Source organism: Listeria sp. ILCC797, from assembly GCF_900186185.1.
GTDB classification, from domain to species: Bacteria; Bacillota; Bacilli; order Lactobacillales; family Listeriaceae; genus Listeria; species Listeria goaensis.
The window spans coordinates 1-19,078 of the sequence record NZ_FYBS01000015.1; the positions used below are offsets into that span (position 1 = coordinate 1).

At 41.6% G+C, this 19,078-nt stretch carries 20 protein-coding genes; 2 read left to right on the plus strand and 18 right to left on the minus strand.

Annotated features, from left to right (window positions below; translation table 11 throughout):
- The 11 genes from BN1609_RS12630 to BN1609_RS12670 all read right to left on the minus strand — a co-directional run.
- Window positions 1–226 (minus strand): hypothetical protein (locus tag BN1609_RS12630; RefSeq protein WP_369821891.1); only part of this gene is annotated, 226 nt, incomplete at its 3' end.
- Window positions 223–363, minus strand: coding sequence for a hypothetical protein (locus BN1609_RS13940; protein ID WP_159458335.1), 141 nt, complete (start codon window positions 361–363; stop codon window positions 223–225). The genes BN1609_RS12630 and BN1609_RS13940, both read right to left, overlap by 4 nt.
- Window positions 364–604: 241 nt before the next feature.
- Window positions 605–1,432 carry a carbohydrate ABC transporter permease gene (locus tag BN1609_RS12635; protein ID WP_088809397.1) on the minus strand — a complete coding sequence of 276 codons (828 nt, stop codon included), beginning with the start codon at window positions 1,430–1,432 and terminating at the stop codon, window positions 605–607.
- Window positions 1,433–1,445: 13 nt separating this feature from the next.
- Complete coding sequence (locus BN1609_RS12640; RefSeq protein WP_088816402.1) at window positions 1,446–2,351, minus strand: carbohydrate ABC transporter permease; 906 nt, start codon at window positions 2,349–2,351, stop codon at window positions 1,446–1,448.
- Between the two features lie 19 nt (window positions 2,352–2,370).
- Window positions 2,371–3,624, minus strand: a complete 1,254-nt coding sequence (locus BN1609_RS12645) for a sugar ABC transporter substrate-binding protein (RefSeq protein WP_088816403.1) — start codon at window positions 3,622–3,624, stop codon at window positions 2,371–2,373.
- A 96-nt stretch (window positions 3,625–3,720) separates the two neighbouring features.
- The gene (locus BN1609_RS14130; RefSeq protein WP_255377387.1) at window positions 3,721–3,855 is read right to left on the minus strand and encodes a hypothetical protein; all 135 of its coding nucleotides are present in this window, start codon (window positions 3,853–3,855) and stop codon (window positions 3,721–3,723) included.
- 16 nt (window positions 3,856–3,871) lie between these two features.
- Window positions 3,872–4,741 (minus strand): sugar phosphate isomerase/epimerase, encoded by an 870-nt coding sequence (locus tag BN1609_RS12650; RefSeq protein ID WP_088809400.1) that lies wholly within the window; start codon window positions 4,739–4,741, stop codon window positions 3,872–3,874.
- Window positions 4,738–5,718 carry a Gfo/Idh/MocA family protein gene (locus BN1609_RS12655; protein WP_088840928.1) on the minus strand — a complete coding sequence of 327 codons (981 nt, stop codon included), beginning with the start codon at window positions 5,716–5,718 and terminating at the stop codon, window positions 4,738–4,740. The genes BN1609_RS12650 and BN1609_RS12655 overlap by 4 nt, the downstream gene beginning before the upstream one ends.
- Window positions 5,715–6,194, minus strand: a complete 480-nt coding sequence (locus BN1609_RS12660) for a hypothetical protein (protein WP_240310420.1) — start codon at window positions 6,192–6,194, stop codon at window positions 5,715–5,717. Before BN1609_RS12660 ends, BN1609_RS12655 begins: the two co-directional genes overlap by 4 nt.
- Window positions 6,194–7,351, minus strand: a complete 1,158-nt coding sequence (locus BN1609_RS12665; RefSeq protein WP_255377388.1) for a Gfo/Idh/MocA family protein — start codon at window positions 7,349–7,351, stop codon at window positions 6,194–6,196. The genes BN1609_RS12660 and BN1609_RS12665 overlap by 1 nt, the downstream gene beginning before the upstream one ends.
- 8 nt (window positions 7,352–7,359) lie before the next feature.
- Window positions 7,360–8,286: an AraC family transcriptional regulator gene (locus tag BN1609_RS12670; RefSeq protein WP_088816421.1), complete on the minus strand. Its 927-nt coding sequence runs from the start codon at window positions 8,284–8,286 to the stop codon at window positions 7,360–7,362.
- Window positions 8,287–8,495: 209 nt separating this feature from the next.
- Between BN1609_RS12670 and BN1609_RS12680 the strand changes: the two genes are divergently transcribed.
- Window positions 8,496–9,521, plus strand: a complete 1,026-nt coding sequence (locus BN1609_RS12680; RefSeq protein ID WP_088840929.1) for a Gfo/Idh/MocA family protein — start codon at window positions 8,496–8,498, stop codon at window positions 9,519–9,521.
- Between the two features lie 133 nt (window positions 9,522–9,654).
- On the opposite strand, the gene BN1609_RS12685 is transcribed toward BN1609_RS12680, so the two are convergent.
- The 7 genes from BN1609_RS12685 to BN1609_RS12715 are packed head-to-tail and all read right to left on the minus strand — an operon-like array spanning window position 9,655 to window position 17,799.
- Window positions 9,655–11,286, minus strand: coding sequence for a phospho-sugar mutase (locus tag BN1609_RS12685; protein ID WP_088825958.1), 1,632 nt, complete (start codon window positions 11,284–11,286; stop codon window positions 9,655–9,657).
- Window positions 11,271–12,347 (minus strand): glycoside hydrolase family 130 protein, encoded by a 1,077-nt coding sequence (locus BN1609_RS12690; RefSeq protein ID WP_088809406.1) that lies wholly within the window; start codon window positions 12,345–12,347, stop codon window positions 11,271–11,273. Before BN1609_RS12690 ends, BN1609_RS12685 begins: the two co-directional genes overlap by 16 nt.
- Window positions 12,348–12,350: 3 nt before the next feature.
- Window positions 12,351–13,265 carry a DUF1861 family protein gene (locus tag BN1609_RS12695; protein ID WP_088809407.1) on the minus strand — a complete coding sequence of 305 codons (915 nt, stop codon included), beginning with the start codon at window positions 13,263–13,265 and terminating at the stop codon, window positions 12,351–12,353.
- A gap of 1 nt (window position 13,266) precedes the next feature.
- Window positions 13,267–14,772: an alpha-amylase family glycosyl hydrolase gene (locus BN1609_RS12700; protein ID WP_088816406.1), complete on the minus strand. Its 1,506-nt coding sequence runs from the start codon at window positions 14,770–14,772 to the stop codon at window positions 13,267–13,269.
- Window positions 14,773–14,785: 13 nt separating this feature from the next.
- Window positions 14,786–15,619 carry a carbohydrate ABC transporter permease gene (locus BN1609_RS12705; RefSeq protein ID WP_088809409.1) on the minus strand — a complete coding sequence of 278 codons (834 nt, stop codon included), beginning with the start codon at window positions 15,617–15,619 and terminating at the stop codon, window positions 14,786–14,788.
- Window positions 15,606–16,484: a carbohydrate ABC transporter permease gene (locus BN1609_RS12710; protein ID WP_088816407.1), complete on the minus strand. Its 879-nt coding sequence runs from the start codon at window positions 16,482–16,484 to the stop codon at window positions 15,606–15,608. The genes BN1609_RS12705 and BN1609_RS12710 overlap by 14 nt, the downstream gene beginning before the upstream one ends.
- Window positions 16,474–17,799 carry an ABC transporter substrate-binding protein gene (locus BN1609_RS12715; protein ID WP_088809411.1) on the minus strand — a complete coding sequence of 442 codons (1,326 nt, stop codon included), beginning with the start codon at window positions 17,797–17,799 and terminating at the stop codon, window positions 16,474–16,476. Before BN1609_RS12715 ends, BN1609_RS12710 begins: the two co-directional genes overlap by 11 nt.
- 242 nt (window positions 17,800–18,041) lie before the next feature.
- Between BN1609_RS12715 and BN1609_RS12720 the strand changes: the two genes are divergently transcribed.
- Window positions 18,042–19,064, plus strand: coding sequence for a substrate-binding domain-containing protein (locus BN1609_RS12720; RefSeq protein ID WP_088816409.1), 1,023 nt, complete (start codon window positions 18,042–18,044; stop codon window positions 19,062–19,064).
- Window positions 19,065–19,078: the final 14 nt, after the last annotated feature.

Consider the following 19,078-nt stretch of genomic DNA (forward strand, 5'->3'; position numbering starts at 1 on the left):
GTGCTTCACTCGTATCTAAAATTTCAAGCAAACTCCCGCCTACCGTCTGATAGGTTTCGCGAAAATAATACTGGGAAGCTTGAATCGCTTGCCCGTCTAAGAAATAATCCGCCGAATAACGAAAGGCACTTGCTTGTACCGCTTGAATACGAGCACGCATGGTGGCATTGGCCTTTTGTAAGGCTTCTTGAAAGGCACGTACTTCGGCAATACTAATCCGGCTCATGATGACAACGCCTTTCGAAGCTCGGCTTGTTGCGCCTCTAGCTCGCGTAAGGTCTGATAAGTTTCCCCGCCGCTTGCCTCCCGTAGGTCGCCGGCATGGGTCCGCAGTTCGCTTTCGCTAATTTGAATTTTAATCATGTTCATCACCTCTTGGTTGTTTTATAAATGCATCCATTTTCATTATAACACGTGGAAGTTATAATTTAGCAAATTGCATTCAAACTCAAAGAAACGAGACTGGGACATAAATGAAAAATAAGAAAAAATCCAGTAAAATCCATTTTCAAAAATGGCATAATTACTGGATTTTTTGCTTGTCTATTTTCCTTTTTTATGGAACAAAGTCTAACTATGTCCCAAACTCGTTTTCTCGCTTCTTTTAATTCTTCGAGCCGCTCAGCGCAATTCCTTCAATAAATTGTTTCTGGAATATTAAGAATGCGATGATGAGTGGAATAATCGCTAGGAATGAACCCGCCATGATGAGTGGATAATTCGTTGCATACTGCCCACTTAATGAAGCAAGTCCGGCGGAAAGCGTCATTTTATCGGTAGATGTGTTGACAATTAATGGCCAAAGTAGCGAATTCCAGCCATATAATAGTGCGAAAATTGCCAAGGACACTAAGGCAGAGCGCGAAAGCGGCAAAATAATGCTAAAGAAAACCCTGATGCGCGAGCAGCCATCAATAATGGCCGCCTCCTCAATTTCTTTTGGAATCGTCATGAAGAACTGCCGGAGTAAAAACGTTCCAAAGGCTGAAAACAATCCGGGAATAAATAGCGCCGGAATGGTGTTGAGTAAGTTCATGTTTTGGATAATCAAATATTGTGGAATAAGGAAAATTTGAGCAGGTACCATTAAAACCGACAAAATTAAAATAAATAGCGCATTTTTAAACGGGAAATTAATTCGCGCGAAGGCGTAGGCGGCCATGGCACAAAGGAAAACTTGGCCGATTGTAATGACTGCGGTCGAAACGAATGTATTTAAATAGAACTTCCCGAACGGAAAAATGACAAAGATGTCTTTATAATTGTGCCATTGCCATTCACTTGGGAAAATGGTCGGCGGAATGGCAATGGATTCTGCAGTCGTCTTTAGTGATGTCATAATCATCCAGAAAAAGGGGAAAACCATCATAAAGGCCCCGAGAATCAACAATAGATGGACAAGCCATTTTTTGGAATAGCGATTTTTAAGCACGTTTTCCACTCCTTTACTGGTAATGAACCCATTTTTTTTGTAGGCCAAAGTTAACTACGGTAATCACTAGCGTTAACATGAGTAGCACGACTGTAATTGCGGCACCATAACCTTTGTCATTCAAAATAAAGGCATTTTTGTAGAAAAGGTAGGCGAGTGATTGCACGTCTTGAAGTGCTGGATTTGTTTGGCTGTACATTAGGAAAATTAAATCATACACCTGAAGGGCTGAAATGAGAGATGTAATTAAATTGAAAAACATCGTTGGTGTTAAAAGCGGCAGTGTAATTTTGAAAAATTTGCGTATTGGTCCTGCCCCGTCCATTTCAGCGGCTTCATAAAATGTTGTTGGCACGCCTTGTAAGCCTGCTAAGTAAATCACGATGGATGTGCCGAGCGAACTCCAAACGCCAACAATGATGAGCGCTATCATCGCGGTATTCGAATCCGTTAGCCAAGCTGGGCCATCTATGCCAAATAGGCCTAGGAACTGGTTGATAATCCCGTATTGTGAATTGAACATCCACTTCCATATCATCGCGACGGCGGACGTCATGGTCACGGCGGGTAAGAAATAGATCATCCGGTAGGCCGTGACGCCTTTAATTTTATTATTGAGTAGCGTCGCAATGAAAATGGAAATCGCCATTGCAATTGGTACTGTGAAAATAGCATACGTTAGCGTATTCTTTAGCGCTTTCAACACTTCTGGATCGGCAATCATTTTTTTATAATTGGCAAGGCCAGTAAAATTGTAGCCGCCAAACATGCCCCACTCCGTAAAGGAATAAAATACGCTTTGAACCATTGGTATCAAGTAAAAAATGAGTAGCCCCAAAAAAAGCGGACCAACAAAAAATAAGGCAGATAGCATATCTCTTTTCTTATATTTTTTCACAGAAAGTGTTTGTTTTGCCATGCTTATCAGTCCTTATTCATTATTTGTTTAATAGCGCGTTCGCTTTATCTGCGAGTTCTTTGCAGGCGGCTTCAATGCTCTCCTCACCTGTCCATGCTTTCGAGAGAACGTCACTTTCAATTGCGATGGCCGCGGAGCTGTTTTTTGTATTTGGTAGTGGCACCGCATAATCAACCGCTTCTGTGAAAACTTTTAAATTCTTGTCCGGATAGGCATTAATCCATGCATCAGCTGCACCTTGGTACGCTGGAATAACAACGCCTGATTCGGCTACTTTTTCACTTGCTTCTTTTGTGGATAAAAATGCGACCCAGCGCTTGGCGGCATCTTCATTTTTTGTCCCTGCTGAAATGACATTCGCGAGTGAGTTGGAAGTTGTCGCGCGCGTCTTCCCTTTTGGAAGCGGAGCTACGTCAATGTTATCTTTTCCATATTTTTCCTTAAAAATAACGGGTACCATGTAAGAACCTTCGACCGACATTGCAACTCGGCCATTAAGGAGCAACTCGGACCCTGTTGTCCCTGCCATATCTTTTAGTGGGGTTGCTGAGCCATTTTTTGTAAAACTGTACCAAAAATCAACGCCATCAATGGTCGCTTGATCTGAAAAGCCTGATTTCTTTCCTTTATCCACAAATGGGCTTCCTTCATTTTGATAAATGGTGTCATAATAGCCGCCTTGCCAAGTGAGTGGCGCTGCTAAGCCATAAATATTCTCATCTGCTTTTGTAAGCTTTTTCGCTGCATCTTGCCACGTTGCCCATGTCCAAGTGTCGTCGGGATAGCTTATTCCTGCATCATCAAACATTTTTTTATTGTAAAAGAGAGCATTTGTATCAAAATCTTTTGGTACGCCGTATAATTTTCCGTCTTTTGAATAAGCTTTTAAGTATTGTTCAGGAATTTTATCTTTATCAAATTTCACATCGTCAACTGGCATTAAAACGCCGTTGTTAATGTAATCTGGCGCTCGTGGGATATTGACCCAAAATACATCTGGCGCATTTTTTCCCGTGATGGCCGTTTCCAGTTTAGTAAAATATTGTGCAAAGGGTGTAATTTCAAATTTCACCTTTACATCTGGATTTTCTTTTTCAAAATCTTTTGCAATTTCTTGATAAACGGGTGCTTGTTCTTTATCCCAAAGTGCATACGTGATGACTTTCTGATCACTTCCGCTGCCGTCGTCACTACTGCTTCCTCCTCCACACGCCACAAGTACTAGGCTTAAAAGTAATACAGCTAAAGCAACTGCCCAACTTTTTCTTTTCATGTTAAAATAACCCCTTTCCTTTTTGTTATGGTTGGTTAATATGTAATCCGCTTCACCTTGCGAAAGATGCGGCGGATAACTTCTCCTTCTAGGGCGTTAATTTACTTGCTCGATTTCCACATTTCCACTGCCATAATTTTTGCCGCCACCTCCGCCGCTGCCCCCACATGCTGCGAGTGTTGAACTTAGAAGCAACATCACTAACACAATTGTCCATCCTTTTCTTTTCATCTCAAAATCGCTCCTCTCATTTTTTATAACAAGCTAATATATAATCCATTGCCTGGCTCGCATCTCTTGAAAGTTGCAATGGGTTCTCCCTATACGGGGTTAATTCACACGTAAGAGGGCCGTCATAACCAATTGTTTGAAGGGACTCCATAAGTTTCGGCCAGTTCATGTCGCCTGCGAGTAAGCCTGTGAAACCATGAATATTGCCAATAACTTTTGAGAAATCTTTAATATGCACTTTTTGAATGCGGCTCCCTAAAATAGCAACCCACTGCTCTGGATAAGCAAATTGCAACACATTTCCAGCATCAAAATATACTTTTACATTCGGATCGCCAATTTCATCAATAAACCGCTTCATTTCCAGCGGACTAAGCAGAAATTTATTCCACACATTTTCCACGCCAATGACAACGCCTTTTTCCTTTGCATACGGGGCCAGTTCAAGGAGCGCTTCTTTTGCTCTCTCGTAGCAAGTCGCATAATCAGCGTCCTCTGTCACAACGCCGGGAACAATTAAAACCGTATCGCCACCTAGAATGTGGCATGCATCAATCATTTTTCTAGCAATCATTTTGCCTTTTTCCCGCACTTTCTCATCATTAGCATTTAAAGGATACGACCAATGAAGCGCTGTAGCCACGCTTGAAATCGGTAGCGCAAATTTCTCTGACAGATTTTTTAACCCCAAAAGTTCTTGTTCTGTCGTTTCAGTCGTTAAAATTTCTGTATCTACAAGGCCCAGTTCATCCGCGAAGTTCGCGTCGGCATGCGCATCCGCCATGTTTAGCTCGATTGTTTCAAAACCTGCTGCCTTTGCTTCTTGGAAAATTTCATTCCTCGTGAGCGTTGTTGGTAAACACCAACTATTGATTCCCTTCCTCATCTTATATCCTCCCAGTAAATCAGTTTCTCCTGTTCAATGGAAGCGTAAGCCATTTTTGTGAGCAGCACCGTGAATCTCCCTGCAGCGCCTGGTACTGGCGACGGCAAACCTTCATCAACCGCTTTTTTAAACGCTTCTAGCATGAGAAAATCCATATCTGTTTCATAATAGTCAAAATGAATTGGCTTTTCTTCCGTATAGCGAAGGCCCTTGCGGCCAAAGCCATCAACATGGACGTAACCATTTTCCGTGACTAGCGCAAGCGACGCATCGCCCCAAACGGGATAGGCTTCTGGACGGTTCCAAGATGTGTCTAAGCTCATGAAAACGCCGTCTTGAAAGCGGATATGAAGTAGCCCTGTATCTTCCACGGCAGCCCCTTCCGTCCAGTTCTCACTTGTCGCAAAAACACTTTCAATTTTAGGTTGAAACAGCGCATAAACCATATCCGCCATATGAATGGTGTGGTCGATAATGGCACCGCCGCCTGACAATTCGGGTTCAGTAAACCAGCCGCCCGGATTTTTCCCATGATTCGTCGCATCAATTGCGAGCACGCGTCCGATGTTTCCGGCATCAACATTTGCTTTAAGCTCCTGCATTACCTTGGAGAAGCGAACGGGGTGTGCCACCATCAATTTGACTTTGGAACTTTCGCACGCAAGAATCATCTTGTCAGCTTCCGAAACGGATAGCGCCATCGGTTTTTCCACGATGACATGTTTCCCGTACATGGCTGATGCCACCGCATAATCAGCGTGAAACGCATTTTCCGAACAAATTAAAACTGTATCAATGTCACTTTTTAGCAAACGATTTAACTCTTTAAATGCCGGCAATTTGTGGCGCTTGCAGAACTCCGCAAGCCGGCTGTTATTCCTATCAAACGCGCCAACAATTTCAACATCAAGCGTTCGCAAATGTTTCACGTAGCTCTCGGCATGCATGTGTGCCGTCCCAATAATGCCTATTTTCAAAACGACAACCTCCTTAAATCTATTACTTTTTCGGATAAAATCAGTTCAAACAACTGTCTTCCTTGCGCACTAGGCACCCTATGATCCTTGACGGATTCAGTATTTAAAAAGTTCGAATAAAAAGCATTTTCCGTAGTCGTGTCAAATTGGAACAGTCCCTCTAGGCCGGCAATTTCAAATTTCTTGATTTTCGATGAATTATGGCCACTAAAATCCAGCATGACATTAAAATGCGCCCGATTTCCCCACTTTCCCGTTACGAGAAAGACCGTTTTATCTTTACCGATACTCGAAAACATAATTTCAGCCTCGCCTTCTTGAATCCCCTTCATAAAAGCATAGACTTCTTCAATCCGTACTATCCGCGCCGTCTCTTCCGCAATTGGTTCCACTAGAAAATACCGAAAAAACGTAAGTTGCCCCAACTTCTTTGCCCTCGCAAGTTTCACTGCTAAACGCTCTTCGTTTTCCAACATCATCCCTCCACACGTATAATTTTATTTTCTTTAATGGCCTCTTCCGCTGCAATGACAAGCCTCGATACAGATGCACTGCTTCCCAAATTGGAACGCGGTTTTGCCCCACTTTCAATACACTTTAAGAAATCTAGCAACATTTCATCGTCACCACCGCCGTGGCCAGCCAGTTCTGGTACATGAATCATGGTTTGCTCCGAATTCAAGCGGTCGTTTATCACAATTTCATTTCGCTCATCATCGAAATATAGCTCTCCTTTTGTACCGAAAAACTGAAACTCGCGTCTGTAGAACGCCGAAAATTGGCATAATGAATAGGTCAATTTCGTATTATTCTGATAAAGAATTAAAAGCGCTTGATGGTCATCTACATTTACACTAGAATCAAATACGCAATCATCTGGCCAATCTTTTTGCCACTCGATATTTTTATATTTTTTTATGTTTAAGAGGCTTTCCTCGCAGCTCCATTTGATTTGACAAGTTCGGCAATGCAATTTTTTTTGTAAGGGCGCGCCAAATTTTTCCTTCGCTCCCCTTTCTCCAAAAACTTCTAATCCACCGAGCCCTGAAACTTGCACGGGTTCAGAGTTTATCAACCAGTTCAAAATATCTAAGCTGTGCGTTGCTTTTTGCAAAAGCAAGCTACCAGAACGCACTTTATCGCGGTGCCAGTCGTGAAAAAAAGCATAACCGCCGTAATGAATATGATCCGTGCCGTTCACGAGCCAAATGCGCCCAATCGTTCCCGCGGCAAGGATTTGCTTCACTTTATAATAAAGCGGCGCATATCTGAGGACGTAACCTACAAGAAAAACCCCTTGAAAACGCGCAAGTGCAGCTTCGATTTCGTTTACTTTTTCAAGGGACACTTCAAGTGGCTTTTCACATAAAATGTGCTTCCCAGCCTGCGCCGCTTTTATTACCAATTCTGCATGTGTGTCATCAGGCGTCGCGATAAAAACCGCCTCAACCTCTTTATTTTGGAGTAAATCTTCGTAATTTGTGTAGGCTTCCACATCGAAATCTTCAAATAGCACAAACTTTCTTTCGTCCGCATCTGAAATGGCCACAAGTTCAAAATCAGGATGTGGTATGATGGAATGCAAGGCAAACTTGCTTCCGCGATTCCCGAGACCAACAACTCCAAATTTCACTCCCACATTTATCTTCCTTCCCCGTCTTCACGCAATTTTGTTTCGAGCGCCTGAATGGATCTGGCATATTCGCTCGGGCTAAGCCCAGTCTGTTTTTTGAAGCTGTTCGAAAAATAATGCACCGAATCGAAGCCTAGTTTTTGTGCAATTTGCGTAAAGGTATGATTGTTTTCTCGAATACATTTTTTCGCTTCTTCCATTTTTAACATTTTAAAAAAATTCATTACTGTGTAGCCTGTTTCTTTTTTAAAAATCGTTTTTAAGTACGTCTTGCTGAAAAAGAACGCTTGGCAAATGTCGTCTAAACAAAGATGCCCGTATAAATTGTCATTCATAAATTGAATAATGTCGTTTACAATTGATTTCTCAAACTTTTTTTTGGTTGCTATACTAATTCTTTTTTGATTAACATTGGTCGTTTCATCGCGAATCAAGCGGATTAAAAACTGCTCTAAATAAATGTACAGCATTTGCTCGGCGCCAATTCGCGGGTGATCCAGCCGCGTTTCTTTTAAATAAAGTCGACCTAGTTCGGGTTTAAATACACCTTTCGCTTCTTGTAACATTTTCGCAAGCAGTTCTCGCTCACCAGTTGCAAGACGCATGATTTTATTTTCAAAAAAATGCATTCCTTCTGAGCTGCAGACGAAGCTTACAACAAGAACATTCGGTGCAGTAATCCCGTTTGCCCATAAATTATGAAATTCATTTGGCTTATGGAAAATAATGTCGCCTTCTTTTAATTCATAACCTTCCTTATCTGCTGAAACTTCTAGCTCGCCTTTATCGACATAGACCATTTCCCAAAAATCATGTTTCTCCCCAGCATACAAATAGTTCTTAGAAAACTCGAAATAGTAAACGGTTACAATACTCTCCACATTAAGCAATCGCTTCATCGGCTCAAGTGTCATTAAGAAATCACTGTTTATCATTTCCAGAAGCCTCCCTTGGCTTAATTTGATTATTACAGGCAAAAAGCAATCTGAAAAGCCTCTTTTTAACATTTAGTCTTTTTTTATAAAATTTGTGTCTTTGATTCTAAATATCACAATATCACTTTCTGTGTAAGGTATTAGTACAATCACTTTCTTGTTTTAAAAAAGCAAGTTTGTGAAATACAAATCAAAACGGAGGCTTTATCATGCTAAAAGTTGGTCTTGTTGGGCTCGGTTTTATGGGGCACGCTCATTTGCAAAATTACATACGTCTAATGGATGAAGGGTTCCCAGTTGAACTTGTCGCAATTTGTGATGTTGATAAAACCAAACATAGCGGTGCACAAGTAGAAGGAAATCTGGAAGTTCACGGCAAACAAATTGACTTCTCAAAATTCCGTTTTTATTCCAGCTTAAAAGAAATGGCCGAAAAAGAAGACTTGGACTATGTAGATTTATGTTTACCTACCTATCTTCATGCGAGAGAATCAGTTCTTGCGATGTCGCTCGGCTTGCATGTTTTTTGCGAAAAACCAATGGCCATCTCAAAAACTGCCTGCGAAGAAATGATTCAAGCTGCGAAAAAATATGACCGCAAACTAATGATTGGCCAAACGCTTCGTTTCTTCCCTAGCTATCAATATGTGAAAGAAACTATCGAGAGCGGTCGCTACGGCAAAGTTGTAAGCGCTTCATTCTTCAGGGGTGGCGGAACACCAAAATGGTCGTTTGAAAATTGGTTGCTGCAAAAAGATAAATCAGGTGGCTGCTTACTCGATCAGCATATCCATGATGTTGACACCATCAATTGGCTATTTGGCAAGCCCGAAGCTGTTTCCACAACTGGCAAAGTGATTTTCAAAGGGAGTGGCTACGATATCGTTTCCTCTAACTACCACTATGCCGACGGAAAAGTCGTAAACGCACAAGATGACTGGACAATAAACGGCGAGTTCGGCTTTGAAATGCGCTACCGCATTAACTTTGACACAGGAACAATTATTTTAGAAAACGGCATTTTAACAGACTACCCAGAAGAAGGGGAAAAGTTTCAGCCAGCCATTAATAAAGAAGACGGCTATTATTTAGAGATTAAACATTTCGCCGACGCACTTTTAAATGGTCGCGACCCTAGCCTAGCAGTCCCACTTGAAAGCGCAAAAGAAACGATTAGCATCGCAGAACATGAACAAGCTTCCGCGGATTTAGGCGGCGAAAAAATCTCATTGTAGTACACTAGACCAATATACGTATAATCTTATACATCGTTTCTCCACATTTTCTCCACAAACTATACCAATTTTCATTTTCAGTATACGGCAATAAAAAAAGGAAGCCAAGACTTTTGATTATCTTGGCTTCCTTTTATATATGTGTAAGTATATTTTCGGTCAGCTTTTGAAGTGCTAATTCAGCCTTTTCAGCAGAATCTTCAACCACTTGAAAATAAATTTTACATTTTGGTTCTGTTCCCGAAGGGCGAATAAATGCGCGTTCACCGTTTGCAAAATCAAATTGCAACATATTCGTTTTTGGCAGCCCTAAATTGCCGCTTGCAAAATCAATTTTTTGTACGACATTTGGAAAAACGGTTTCTTTACGCAATCTTGTCAATAATTCATTCATTTTGTTTGTGCCATCTTCACCTTCAAAGGCCAAATTCGTTAGCGCTTCTTTATGATAACCAAATTCATCATAGAGCCTATCCAAAACGGTTAAGAGCGACATGTCTTTTTCTTTGAAATAAAGCGCCATTTCTGCTGTTAAAAGCGCCGCCTGAATCGCATCTTTATCGCGTACAAATGGCGCAACTAAATAGCCGTAGCTTTCTTCATAACCGAATAAAAAGTGTTCACCTGTTTTTTCAAAGCCAGCAATTTGTTCGCCGATAAATTTAAAGCCGGTTAGCGTTTCAACGTGCCGCGCGCCGTAATGGTTAGCCATTTTCCGTCCTAAATCGTTCGTCACAACGGTAGTCACCAGGACATCATTTTCGCTTACTTCGCCTTTTGCGGCAAGAAGATAGTGCAGCATGAGCGCCCCTAATTGGTTCCCCGTCAAAATTTTGTATTCGCCATCGTCCAAAACAGCTACACCAAGTCGGTCTGCATCAGGATCAGTCGCCAAAACAATATCAGCATTTTGTTCCTTCGCTTGTTTGAAAGCTAATTCAAAACTGGCTAATTCTTCTGGATTCGGCGAGACAACTGTCGGAAAACGGCCGTCTGGCTTGGCTTGTTCGGGGACTAGCGTGAGGTTTTTGAATCCGGCATTTTTAAGTCCTTCTGTAACGAGCTTTAGGCCGCTTCCGTGCAGCGGGGTATAAACGATTTTCAAGTGGCTTCCAAAATCCGTAATGAGATTTGGACGGTGCGTCACCACCTGAACGTTTTTTAAATACGCCTCGTCAATCGAATCCCCTACACATGAAATCAGTGGGCAATCGGCCGCTTCGACCGGTATCGCAAATAAATCTGCCTTTTCTTCCATAAACTGCATAATGCGATTCGCGGCTTCTAGCGTAATTTGGCAACCCGTTTCGTCGTACACCTTAAAGCCGTTGTAAGCTGCCGGGTTGTGACTTGCCGTTATCATAACGCCCGCTGCCGCTTGAAATTCGCGCACCATGAAGGAAAGTTCTGGCGTCGGTCGCAATTCTTCGGATAAAAAAACGGGGATATCTGCTGCCGCTAAGACGCGGGCGGTTTCAAGAGCGAAATCACGCGAATGAATTCGCGAATCAAACGAAATCGCAACGCCTTTTTGCCGCCCGCCCGTTTCACGCAAATATTCTGCTAGGCCGCTTGCCGCGCGACGAATGGTATAAATATTAATCCGATTGGGCCCAGCCCCCATTTTACCGCGCATTCCACCCGTACCAAATTCTAGATTCCGATAAAACTGGTCGTGCAAGTCGCGACTTGTTTTCAAATCGTTTTCAAGTTCCGCTGGCAGTTTTGCGTTCTGCCATCTCGAAAGCTCTACTTCGCTAAACATGACGTCCGCTCCAGATGTTCTAATAAATCGCTAATTTTCATTTCACAGCCAGCCATCGAAGTATCTGCTACGCCGTAATACATTTTAAGCAGGTCGCCCTCCTGAATCGTGCCGCATGCAAAAACTACATCGCCGAAAAAGCCGTTCTTTTCGTATTCCGCAACAGGTTCTAAGAATGGTTCTGTTGTTCGTTTTAAAACAATAGACGGGTCGTTTAAATCGAGTAGCGCCGCGCCCATAACATAACGGTGCCCTTTAGTTGCCCCGTGGTATAAAACAAGCCAGCCGGCCTCCGTTTTAATCGGCGTACAACCGCCTCCAACACGACCATCATCGTAACTATTTTGGCGAACACCAATCAGGCGTTTATGGTTCCCCCAGTTGACTAAATCTGGCGAAGAAGCTAACCAAATATCAAGCTCGCCGATATTTTTTGCACTGGGACGGTGCAACGCATAATAACTGCCGTTAATTTTCTCAGGAAAAAGAAGAACGTCTTTATTTTCAGGCGCAAAAATATTGCCTTTGTAGTCATACGTTTTGAAATCTTTTGTTGTGACTAGCGCATCGGCCACGCCGCATTCTGAAACCGCGCTAAAGGTGATGTAGTAAGTATCTTCCATCTGCATCACACGTGCATCTTCAATGCCAAACGTTTGATATTCATTAAACGGATATAAAAACGGCTCTTTGTCGAGCGTGAAATGATGTCCATCTTTACTGCGAGCAATTCGAATGTAGGAAATCGATGTTAAATAAATGAAACCGCCTAAATGATCTTTATGGCGAATCATACGTGGGTCATCAAAATTATAGGTTGGGTCATTTTTATCAAAAGAAACGCGCTCCAATTTTTGCTCCTGAACGTTAAAATAAGGCGCAACGACTTCATTTTCATGCGTCGCAATTGGTTTTTCAGCTACGCGAAGGAGAAGGAGTGTTTCATCTCCGTATTTCGCTACACCACCATTAAATGCACCGATAACTTCATAGCCATCATGATACGGTACAACATCAAGTGGTGTAATCAAAGGATTCTCTTCATAACGATAAATATTCATGTTTTATATTCCTACTTTCTTAAAAGGGTTATCAAGTTCTAAATACTGCGCACTAGCATCACTTATGCCAGCATATAAAATCGCGTTCTCATTTTGAAACACAAGACCACCACTAAAAACAACGTCGACTAAATCAGCGCGTTTAGCAGGACTTTCTATAAAATCTGACCGCTCCGCAATGATTTTCGGCCGGCAAATCGTATCGTCCTCCAGCCAAAAAACAAGCGGATAATAATGGCGATTATTTTCTTCATCAAAAAAAGCAATATGACCTAAAACGGCAATTTCACCCGTTTCAAGTTCGTAAATTTCGTTCGCGCCGCCCCAGTCCTCGTTGCTGAAATTGCCATTTAAAAGCGGCGCCGCTTCGATACGCGCTATCGTCAATTCATCTAACGAACGAATTCGCAACTGTCCAATTTTCCCACGACCGCCTTTTTCACCTTGCGGCCGTGTCAAAACCATAATTTCACCATTATGAAGCTGTTTCAAGCGCAAGTCTTTCATGCCATTTGGTCCTGAGAAAAACAAAGTCATTTCATTTAAAGCCTTTACGCTATAAAAATTCGTGCGCCAGCTCAGTTTTGTGGCATCTTCAGGACTTGGAAATGTTTCAACGCCGCCTAAAATGAGTTCCCCATCAATAAATGTCATAAATGGATCTTGAAGTTCAAGCTCCGTCGCGCCTTGAATCCGCTTGTACGTCGTCAAATCGATTTCTTCAAAAAAGGCAATGAACGACGCCTCACTATCGCGTTTTTCAACCCTCCCAGCAATCATTTTGCGCCCTTCGAGTTGAAACGGCGCGGTAATATTGTAAACATCAAATCCATCAACACCCAAAAATGTGATTTTTTTGCTATCGCCAACTTTTTTTGTTTTTCTGGATACTTCTAATAATTCACGTGCACTTTGCATTTTACGCCTCCAACTCTATCACTACGCCGCTAAACGGACTTACAATAAAATAATTTTCACTTTGCATCGCTTCGCCGAACGCCAATTTCCCACTCTTTTTAATAGAAAAATCCGTTTCGCCAAAGTTTGCCACAAATAAATAGCGCCCACGCACATATTGAATCGCGTCTTCCTCCAAAACAAGCTTTTTATACGCTTCCGTTTGAAAACCCGCTTGTCCTCGGAATTCCAGCAGACGTTTATAATAGCGGAACATCTCCAATTTATCCAAATCGGTTTCATTTCTTCCTAAAATCCAAGGTTTCCCTTCCGAAAATGACTTCCCGTCTGCAAACAGCATCGGACCACGCCCTACATCGCGCGTTTTTTGATTTGCCACCTCTAGCGCAGACTGCTCGCTCGCCCCGTCTTGAAGCGCCAAATGATAAGCTTGCATCCCTTGAATATCTCGCAATTCGTGAATGGCTCCAAAAACTTGGTTTCGCATGCCCACTTCCTCGCCATTATAAATAAACGGAATTCCCCGCGCCGTCAGCATGAGGAACGCCAAAAGCTTCGCCACACTTCTATTTTCATTCGCTAAGCGCGACATCAAGCGCCCCATATCGTGACTCCCAAAAAACAACGTTGGCAACCGCTCAGGAAGCACTTCTTCCATACGCACTAATTCATCAAAGATTTTCGTTACAGCCAATTTTTCAATGCTTCCGAAGTTAAAATTAAATGTAACGTCCAGCAAATCGTTTCGACTGTAGGACGCAATTTCGTTCAAGTCGTCCGAACTAATTTCACCAACCAAAAACACATCTGGCTTGCAAGCACGACAAAAGCTCGCTAGTTCTGCTATAACCGCCTGAACACCCGGCTGATTACGGTCAAACTTATGAATCATTTCGCCTAACTCGTCAAACGGGTTATCTGGAAACGTTGTGTCTACCGTTAAATTGTTAATCACATCAAACCTAAACCCAGCTACACCTTCCTCTAACCAAAACTGCAAAATTTGTTTCGCTTCTTGCATTACAGCCGGCTTCGTCCAATTTAAATCCACCTGCTCTTTCGCAAAACTATGATAATAATACGCATTTTGTTCGGCACTATACGTAAAAGCAGAACCACCAAAGAAGGACTCCCAATTGTTTGGCGCCTCCTTCCAAACATAGTATTCCGGATGCGCTTTAAACCAGCTATGATTAATCGCCGTATGATTCAAAACAATATCAATGATGACCGCCATACCATTTTGTTTGGCCGCCGTCATAAAATCGCGAAAGTCTGCCATTGTCCCGTAAATCGGGTCGACATTCATATAATCGGACACATCGTAGCCATTATCAACTTGCATGGAAGGATAAAATGGCGTGAGCCAAAGTCCTGTCACACCGAGCTCCCGCAAATAAGGAAGTCGCTCTTTTAAACCAATAAAATCACCAAATCCGTCCGCATTCCCGTCACAAAATGACTTCATATAAACCTCATAAAACACACTTTTTTCAAACCAACGCATTGTCTTCCTCACTTTATTTCAATGTAAATTGCATGCCTTCTTGGAATTTTTTCGAGAAGCAGAGGAACAAAATAATAAGCGGAACAGTTAATAAAACAGAAGCCGCATACATTGGTCCTGGATACGTCCCGTAAGGTCCAAACATTTGGGAAATCAACACGTTTAATGTAACGGTTGAGTCGCTTTTTGAAACTAGCAAATCCCAAAGTAAATTCGTCCATCTATCCGTGAATAAAAATAGGAAAATAACGGTTGTGATAGATTTTGACATTGGCAGTACAATTCTAAAGAGAATTTTCAAGTCACTTGCTCCGTCTAAACGCGCCGCCTCAATGAGCGCATCTGGAATAGCTTTAAAGAAGTTTGTGTACATGAAAACGGCCCACAAACTAAGCGCAGTCGGAATAATCATTCCAGCGTAACTATCGAGCAAACCGACATTTGTAATCATTAAGAACTGTGGAATAAGTAAAATAATCGCTGGAAAGAACATTTGGAAGAGAATCGCATTATTAACAAAGTTTTTTCCCCGAAAATTGACTTTTGCAAGTGCATAGCCAACCGTCAAACCGAAGAGTAGCATGAGTCCTGTTGCGATAGTAGATACGATGACGGTGTTAATGAACGAATGAATCCACGGTGCTGGCGCCGCTGTTACTGCATCACCAAACAACCACTGCCACGAACGCAAGGAAAATTCTGTCGGAATAAGTTTTTTATCGACTTGATCCCATGCGGCAAACGAGTTAAGCACAAGGTAAATGAATGGATATACCATGATGAGCATAAGAAGCGTCGTTAAAATATAACGAATAATCTTCCCGCTTTTTCTATTACGTCCAACCATTTCGTTCACCCCATTTTTCTAAAAGTTTTTTAATAACGCCGATTGATGCAAACGTCACAACTGCCGCAATAAGCGAAATCGCTGACGCATAGCCAGATTTCAAGTTAATAAACGCTTGGTTGTAAATTTCCATCTGCCACGTATTGGTAGCAAAATTCGGTCCACCGCCTGTTAACTGGTAAACTTCTGTAAAAATACCAAAGCTCACACCAACAGCTAGGACAAGCACTGTAAAGAGTGCTGGATAGAGCATCGGTATGGTGACTTTCCAAAACGTGCGGAACCGACCGGAACCGTCCATTGCCGCTGCTTCATAAATTTCATCGTTAATACTCGCAAGCCCTGAAATTAAAATCAGCGCGTAGTACCCCGACATCTTCCAAGCAATCATTAATGAAATAATAAATAACGCTGACATCGGCGTTCCTAGCCAGTCAATATCCCAGCCAAGATTATTTCTTAAAAAGACATTTAACGGGCTGTTATAAGACAACAAACCTTTTACAATTAGGGATGTTACAACGCCAGAAGATAAATATGGCAGGAAAAAAGCAACTAAATAGAGGCCTTTAAACCGAGGTAATCCATTCACTAAGACGGCAACTAGCATTGATAAGATTAGCGCCATTGGAACAAACACAATCAAGAATTTATATGTGACGAAAAACGCTGCATGAACAGATGAACTCGTAAGCGCCTTTTTAAAATTATCAAGCCCAACAAAGTTTATGTCCGGGCTCATCATATTCCAATCCGTTAGCGAGAGCCAGATGGCCCACACTAACGGAATTAGAAAGAATATTGCGGTAAAGATGAGGTATGGGCTAGTAAAAAACCAGCCCAATTTATTATTTTTATTTTTCATCTTCAAGCACCTTATTAATTTGCTTACTCATATCGCTCCAAGCTTTCGCGCCTTTTTTCTCACCTTTTACAACTGGATTCCACGCTTCTTCTCCGATAACTTGTTGAATATCGTTGTAATCCGCGTTATCCATCGCTGGAATCGCATTTTTAACATTCGCTGCATATACTTCTAATTGCGGATTTTCTTTAAAGAATGCTTGGAATGTTTCGTTTTCCGTTGCATCGTCACGTGCTGGAATTAGGTTTGTTGTTTCAAGGAATTTCAAGTCATTTTTGTCGTCACTATAAACGAATTTCAAGAAATCCATCGCTGCTTTTTGCTCTTCTTTTGTTGCACTTGCATAAAACACAATACCTTTTGCATCTGAATAAGTGGAAACATCTGTTGAATCTTTCATATTATCTGGCACAAGAGGTGTTGTAACGGTATAGTTTTCACCATATTTCAAGTCAGGATATTTTTCCTCCCAGTTCGGGAATGTCCAAGGTCCAAGATCCGTCATAATACTTGTTCCAGTTTCAAAAGGATCTGTTACTTCACCAGTCAACAGTAGTTTTTCGTTTGCTAGCGTACCCATGAAGTCAAGTAATCCTACGCCTGCTGTTTTATCGGCCACAAGTTTGTTATTTTCTACAAAAGCATTACCGTTCGATGCCGCGTTATAAAGCGGGAAGAAGTCGAACCAACGCATCCATGCAGTCGGATCGGACAAATCACCTTTTGCCCATAAAACTTGGTCAGGATATTTTGCTTTTAGTTTTTTCCCCACTTCAAGTGCTTCGCTATATGTTTTTGGCGGCTCTGAATAGCCAAGTTCTTTCAATGTATCTAAACGCCAACCGAATAAAATTGGGTTCGAGTATACAGGTAAGACGTATTGATTTTTATCCGAGAATGTCCAAGCTTTCATGCTTTCCGTCATATTTCTTTCTTTCACAACATCGTCATAACCAGCCACTTTGTTAACAGGTAAAATCGCTTTACTGTCAGCTAATTGAGCCGCAAAACTACGGTTGATGTTTTCTGAAATGGTTGGAGCCGTTTTTGATGCGATAGCCGATTGGATAGTCGCTTCAGAAGACGGACTTTCTTTCATTTGAGTCACTTCTACTTTTACATCAGGATTTTCTTTTTCATAAGCTGTCGCCATTTCCTTCCAAAATTTCACTTGGGTAGGGTTTGGTGCTGCCCAAAAAGTTACTTTCGTTTTTCCATCATCATTGGCTTCGCTTCCACCTGATCCACAAGCGGCTAAAATCGAGCCCGCTGCCACGACACTAAGTGCTGCATAAACTAACTTTTTGAATTTCATTACTAACTCCTCCTACTTCAATAATTGTAAGCGTTTTATAAACAATTACATTATTGCATTACAATTTTGTAATGTCAACAATTACTTTTCTAATAAAACTTAATAAAAGTGCATAAAAACGATAAAATTTCAACACATATCAAAATTATTCATAAAAATACTTATAAAATTACATTCTCCTTTGCAAAAAAACTATTTTCTGGCTATAATAGAATTATTATGTCGTAAAAGAAGGAGCTTTTATGAAAAAAATTACGATGCAAGATATTGCTGATCGTCTTAACATTACGAAAAATTCTGTATCTCAGGCTCTCGGCAATAAAAACGGGGTAAGTGAAAAAACGAAACTAGCTGTTTTTAAAATGGCAGATGAACTAGGTTACCAATATAAGAAAGAAATTGCGCGCGAGGTCGTTAAAAAGAGATATGCTTTGCTTGCAAGTTCATTCGCGTTGGCGCAAAAGAGTTTTTTTGGGGAAATCATTGCGAGCATAAAAAATCAACTTTTAATCGAACAAGCTGAACTTTTTATTTTCCCAATTGGAGAAATCGAAGCTGAAAAAGGCATCTTGCCAATTGAGCTTGAAACCGAAGAGTGGTCGGGCGTTTTTCTACTTTCGCACATCAATACAGCCTATAGTTTGAAAGTCATAGAATTGAAACATCCCACCATCTTAATTGACCATCACCACCCGCACTTAAAAGCGGATGCAATTTTAACGCAAAATAAAGACGGCGCGTTTCTCGCCGTCGAACACCTTATCCAAAAACAACATGAAAAAATCGGTTTTCTAGGAGATATCCAGTTTTCTCCAAGCTATGCGGAGCGCTTCGAAGGTTATAAAATGGCACTCAAAACCGCAGAAATCCCCCTTAACCCTGCTTTTACAATCACGCGGATTAAAGAGGAACAAACTGCACTCTATAAAACGTTAGACCAGTTGGATGAGTTTCCAACCGCCTGGTTTTGCGTTAACTCAGGTCTCGGCTTTATTTTAAATACATACTTGCAGTCGAAAGGGTATACAATTCCACAAGACTTCTCTATTATTTGCTTTGATAACACCGAATTCACGGTTTTAAGCAATCCAAAACTGACAACGATGTGTACCAACCTAAGTGCAATGGGCGAGAAAGCCGTCGACCTCATGAACTGGCGTATTCGTCATTCAGAAAGCGAATTCGTCCAACTCTCCATTGCAACCGAGTTAATCGAACGCGATTCCGTGCAGATGTATACTAAAAAGAAAATCGCCCGAAAATAAAAAACAAGCATATA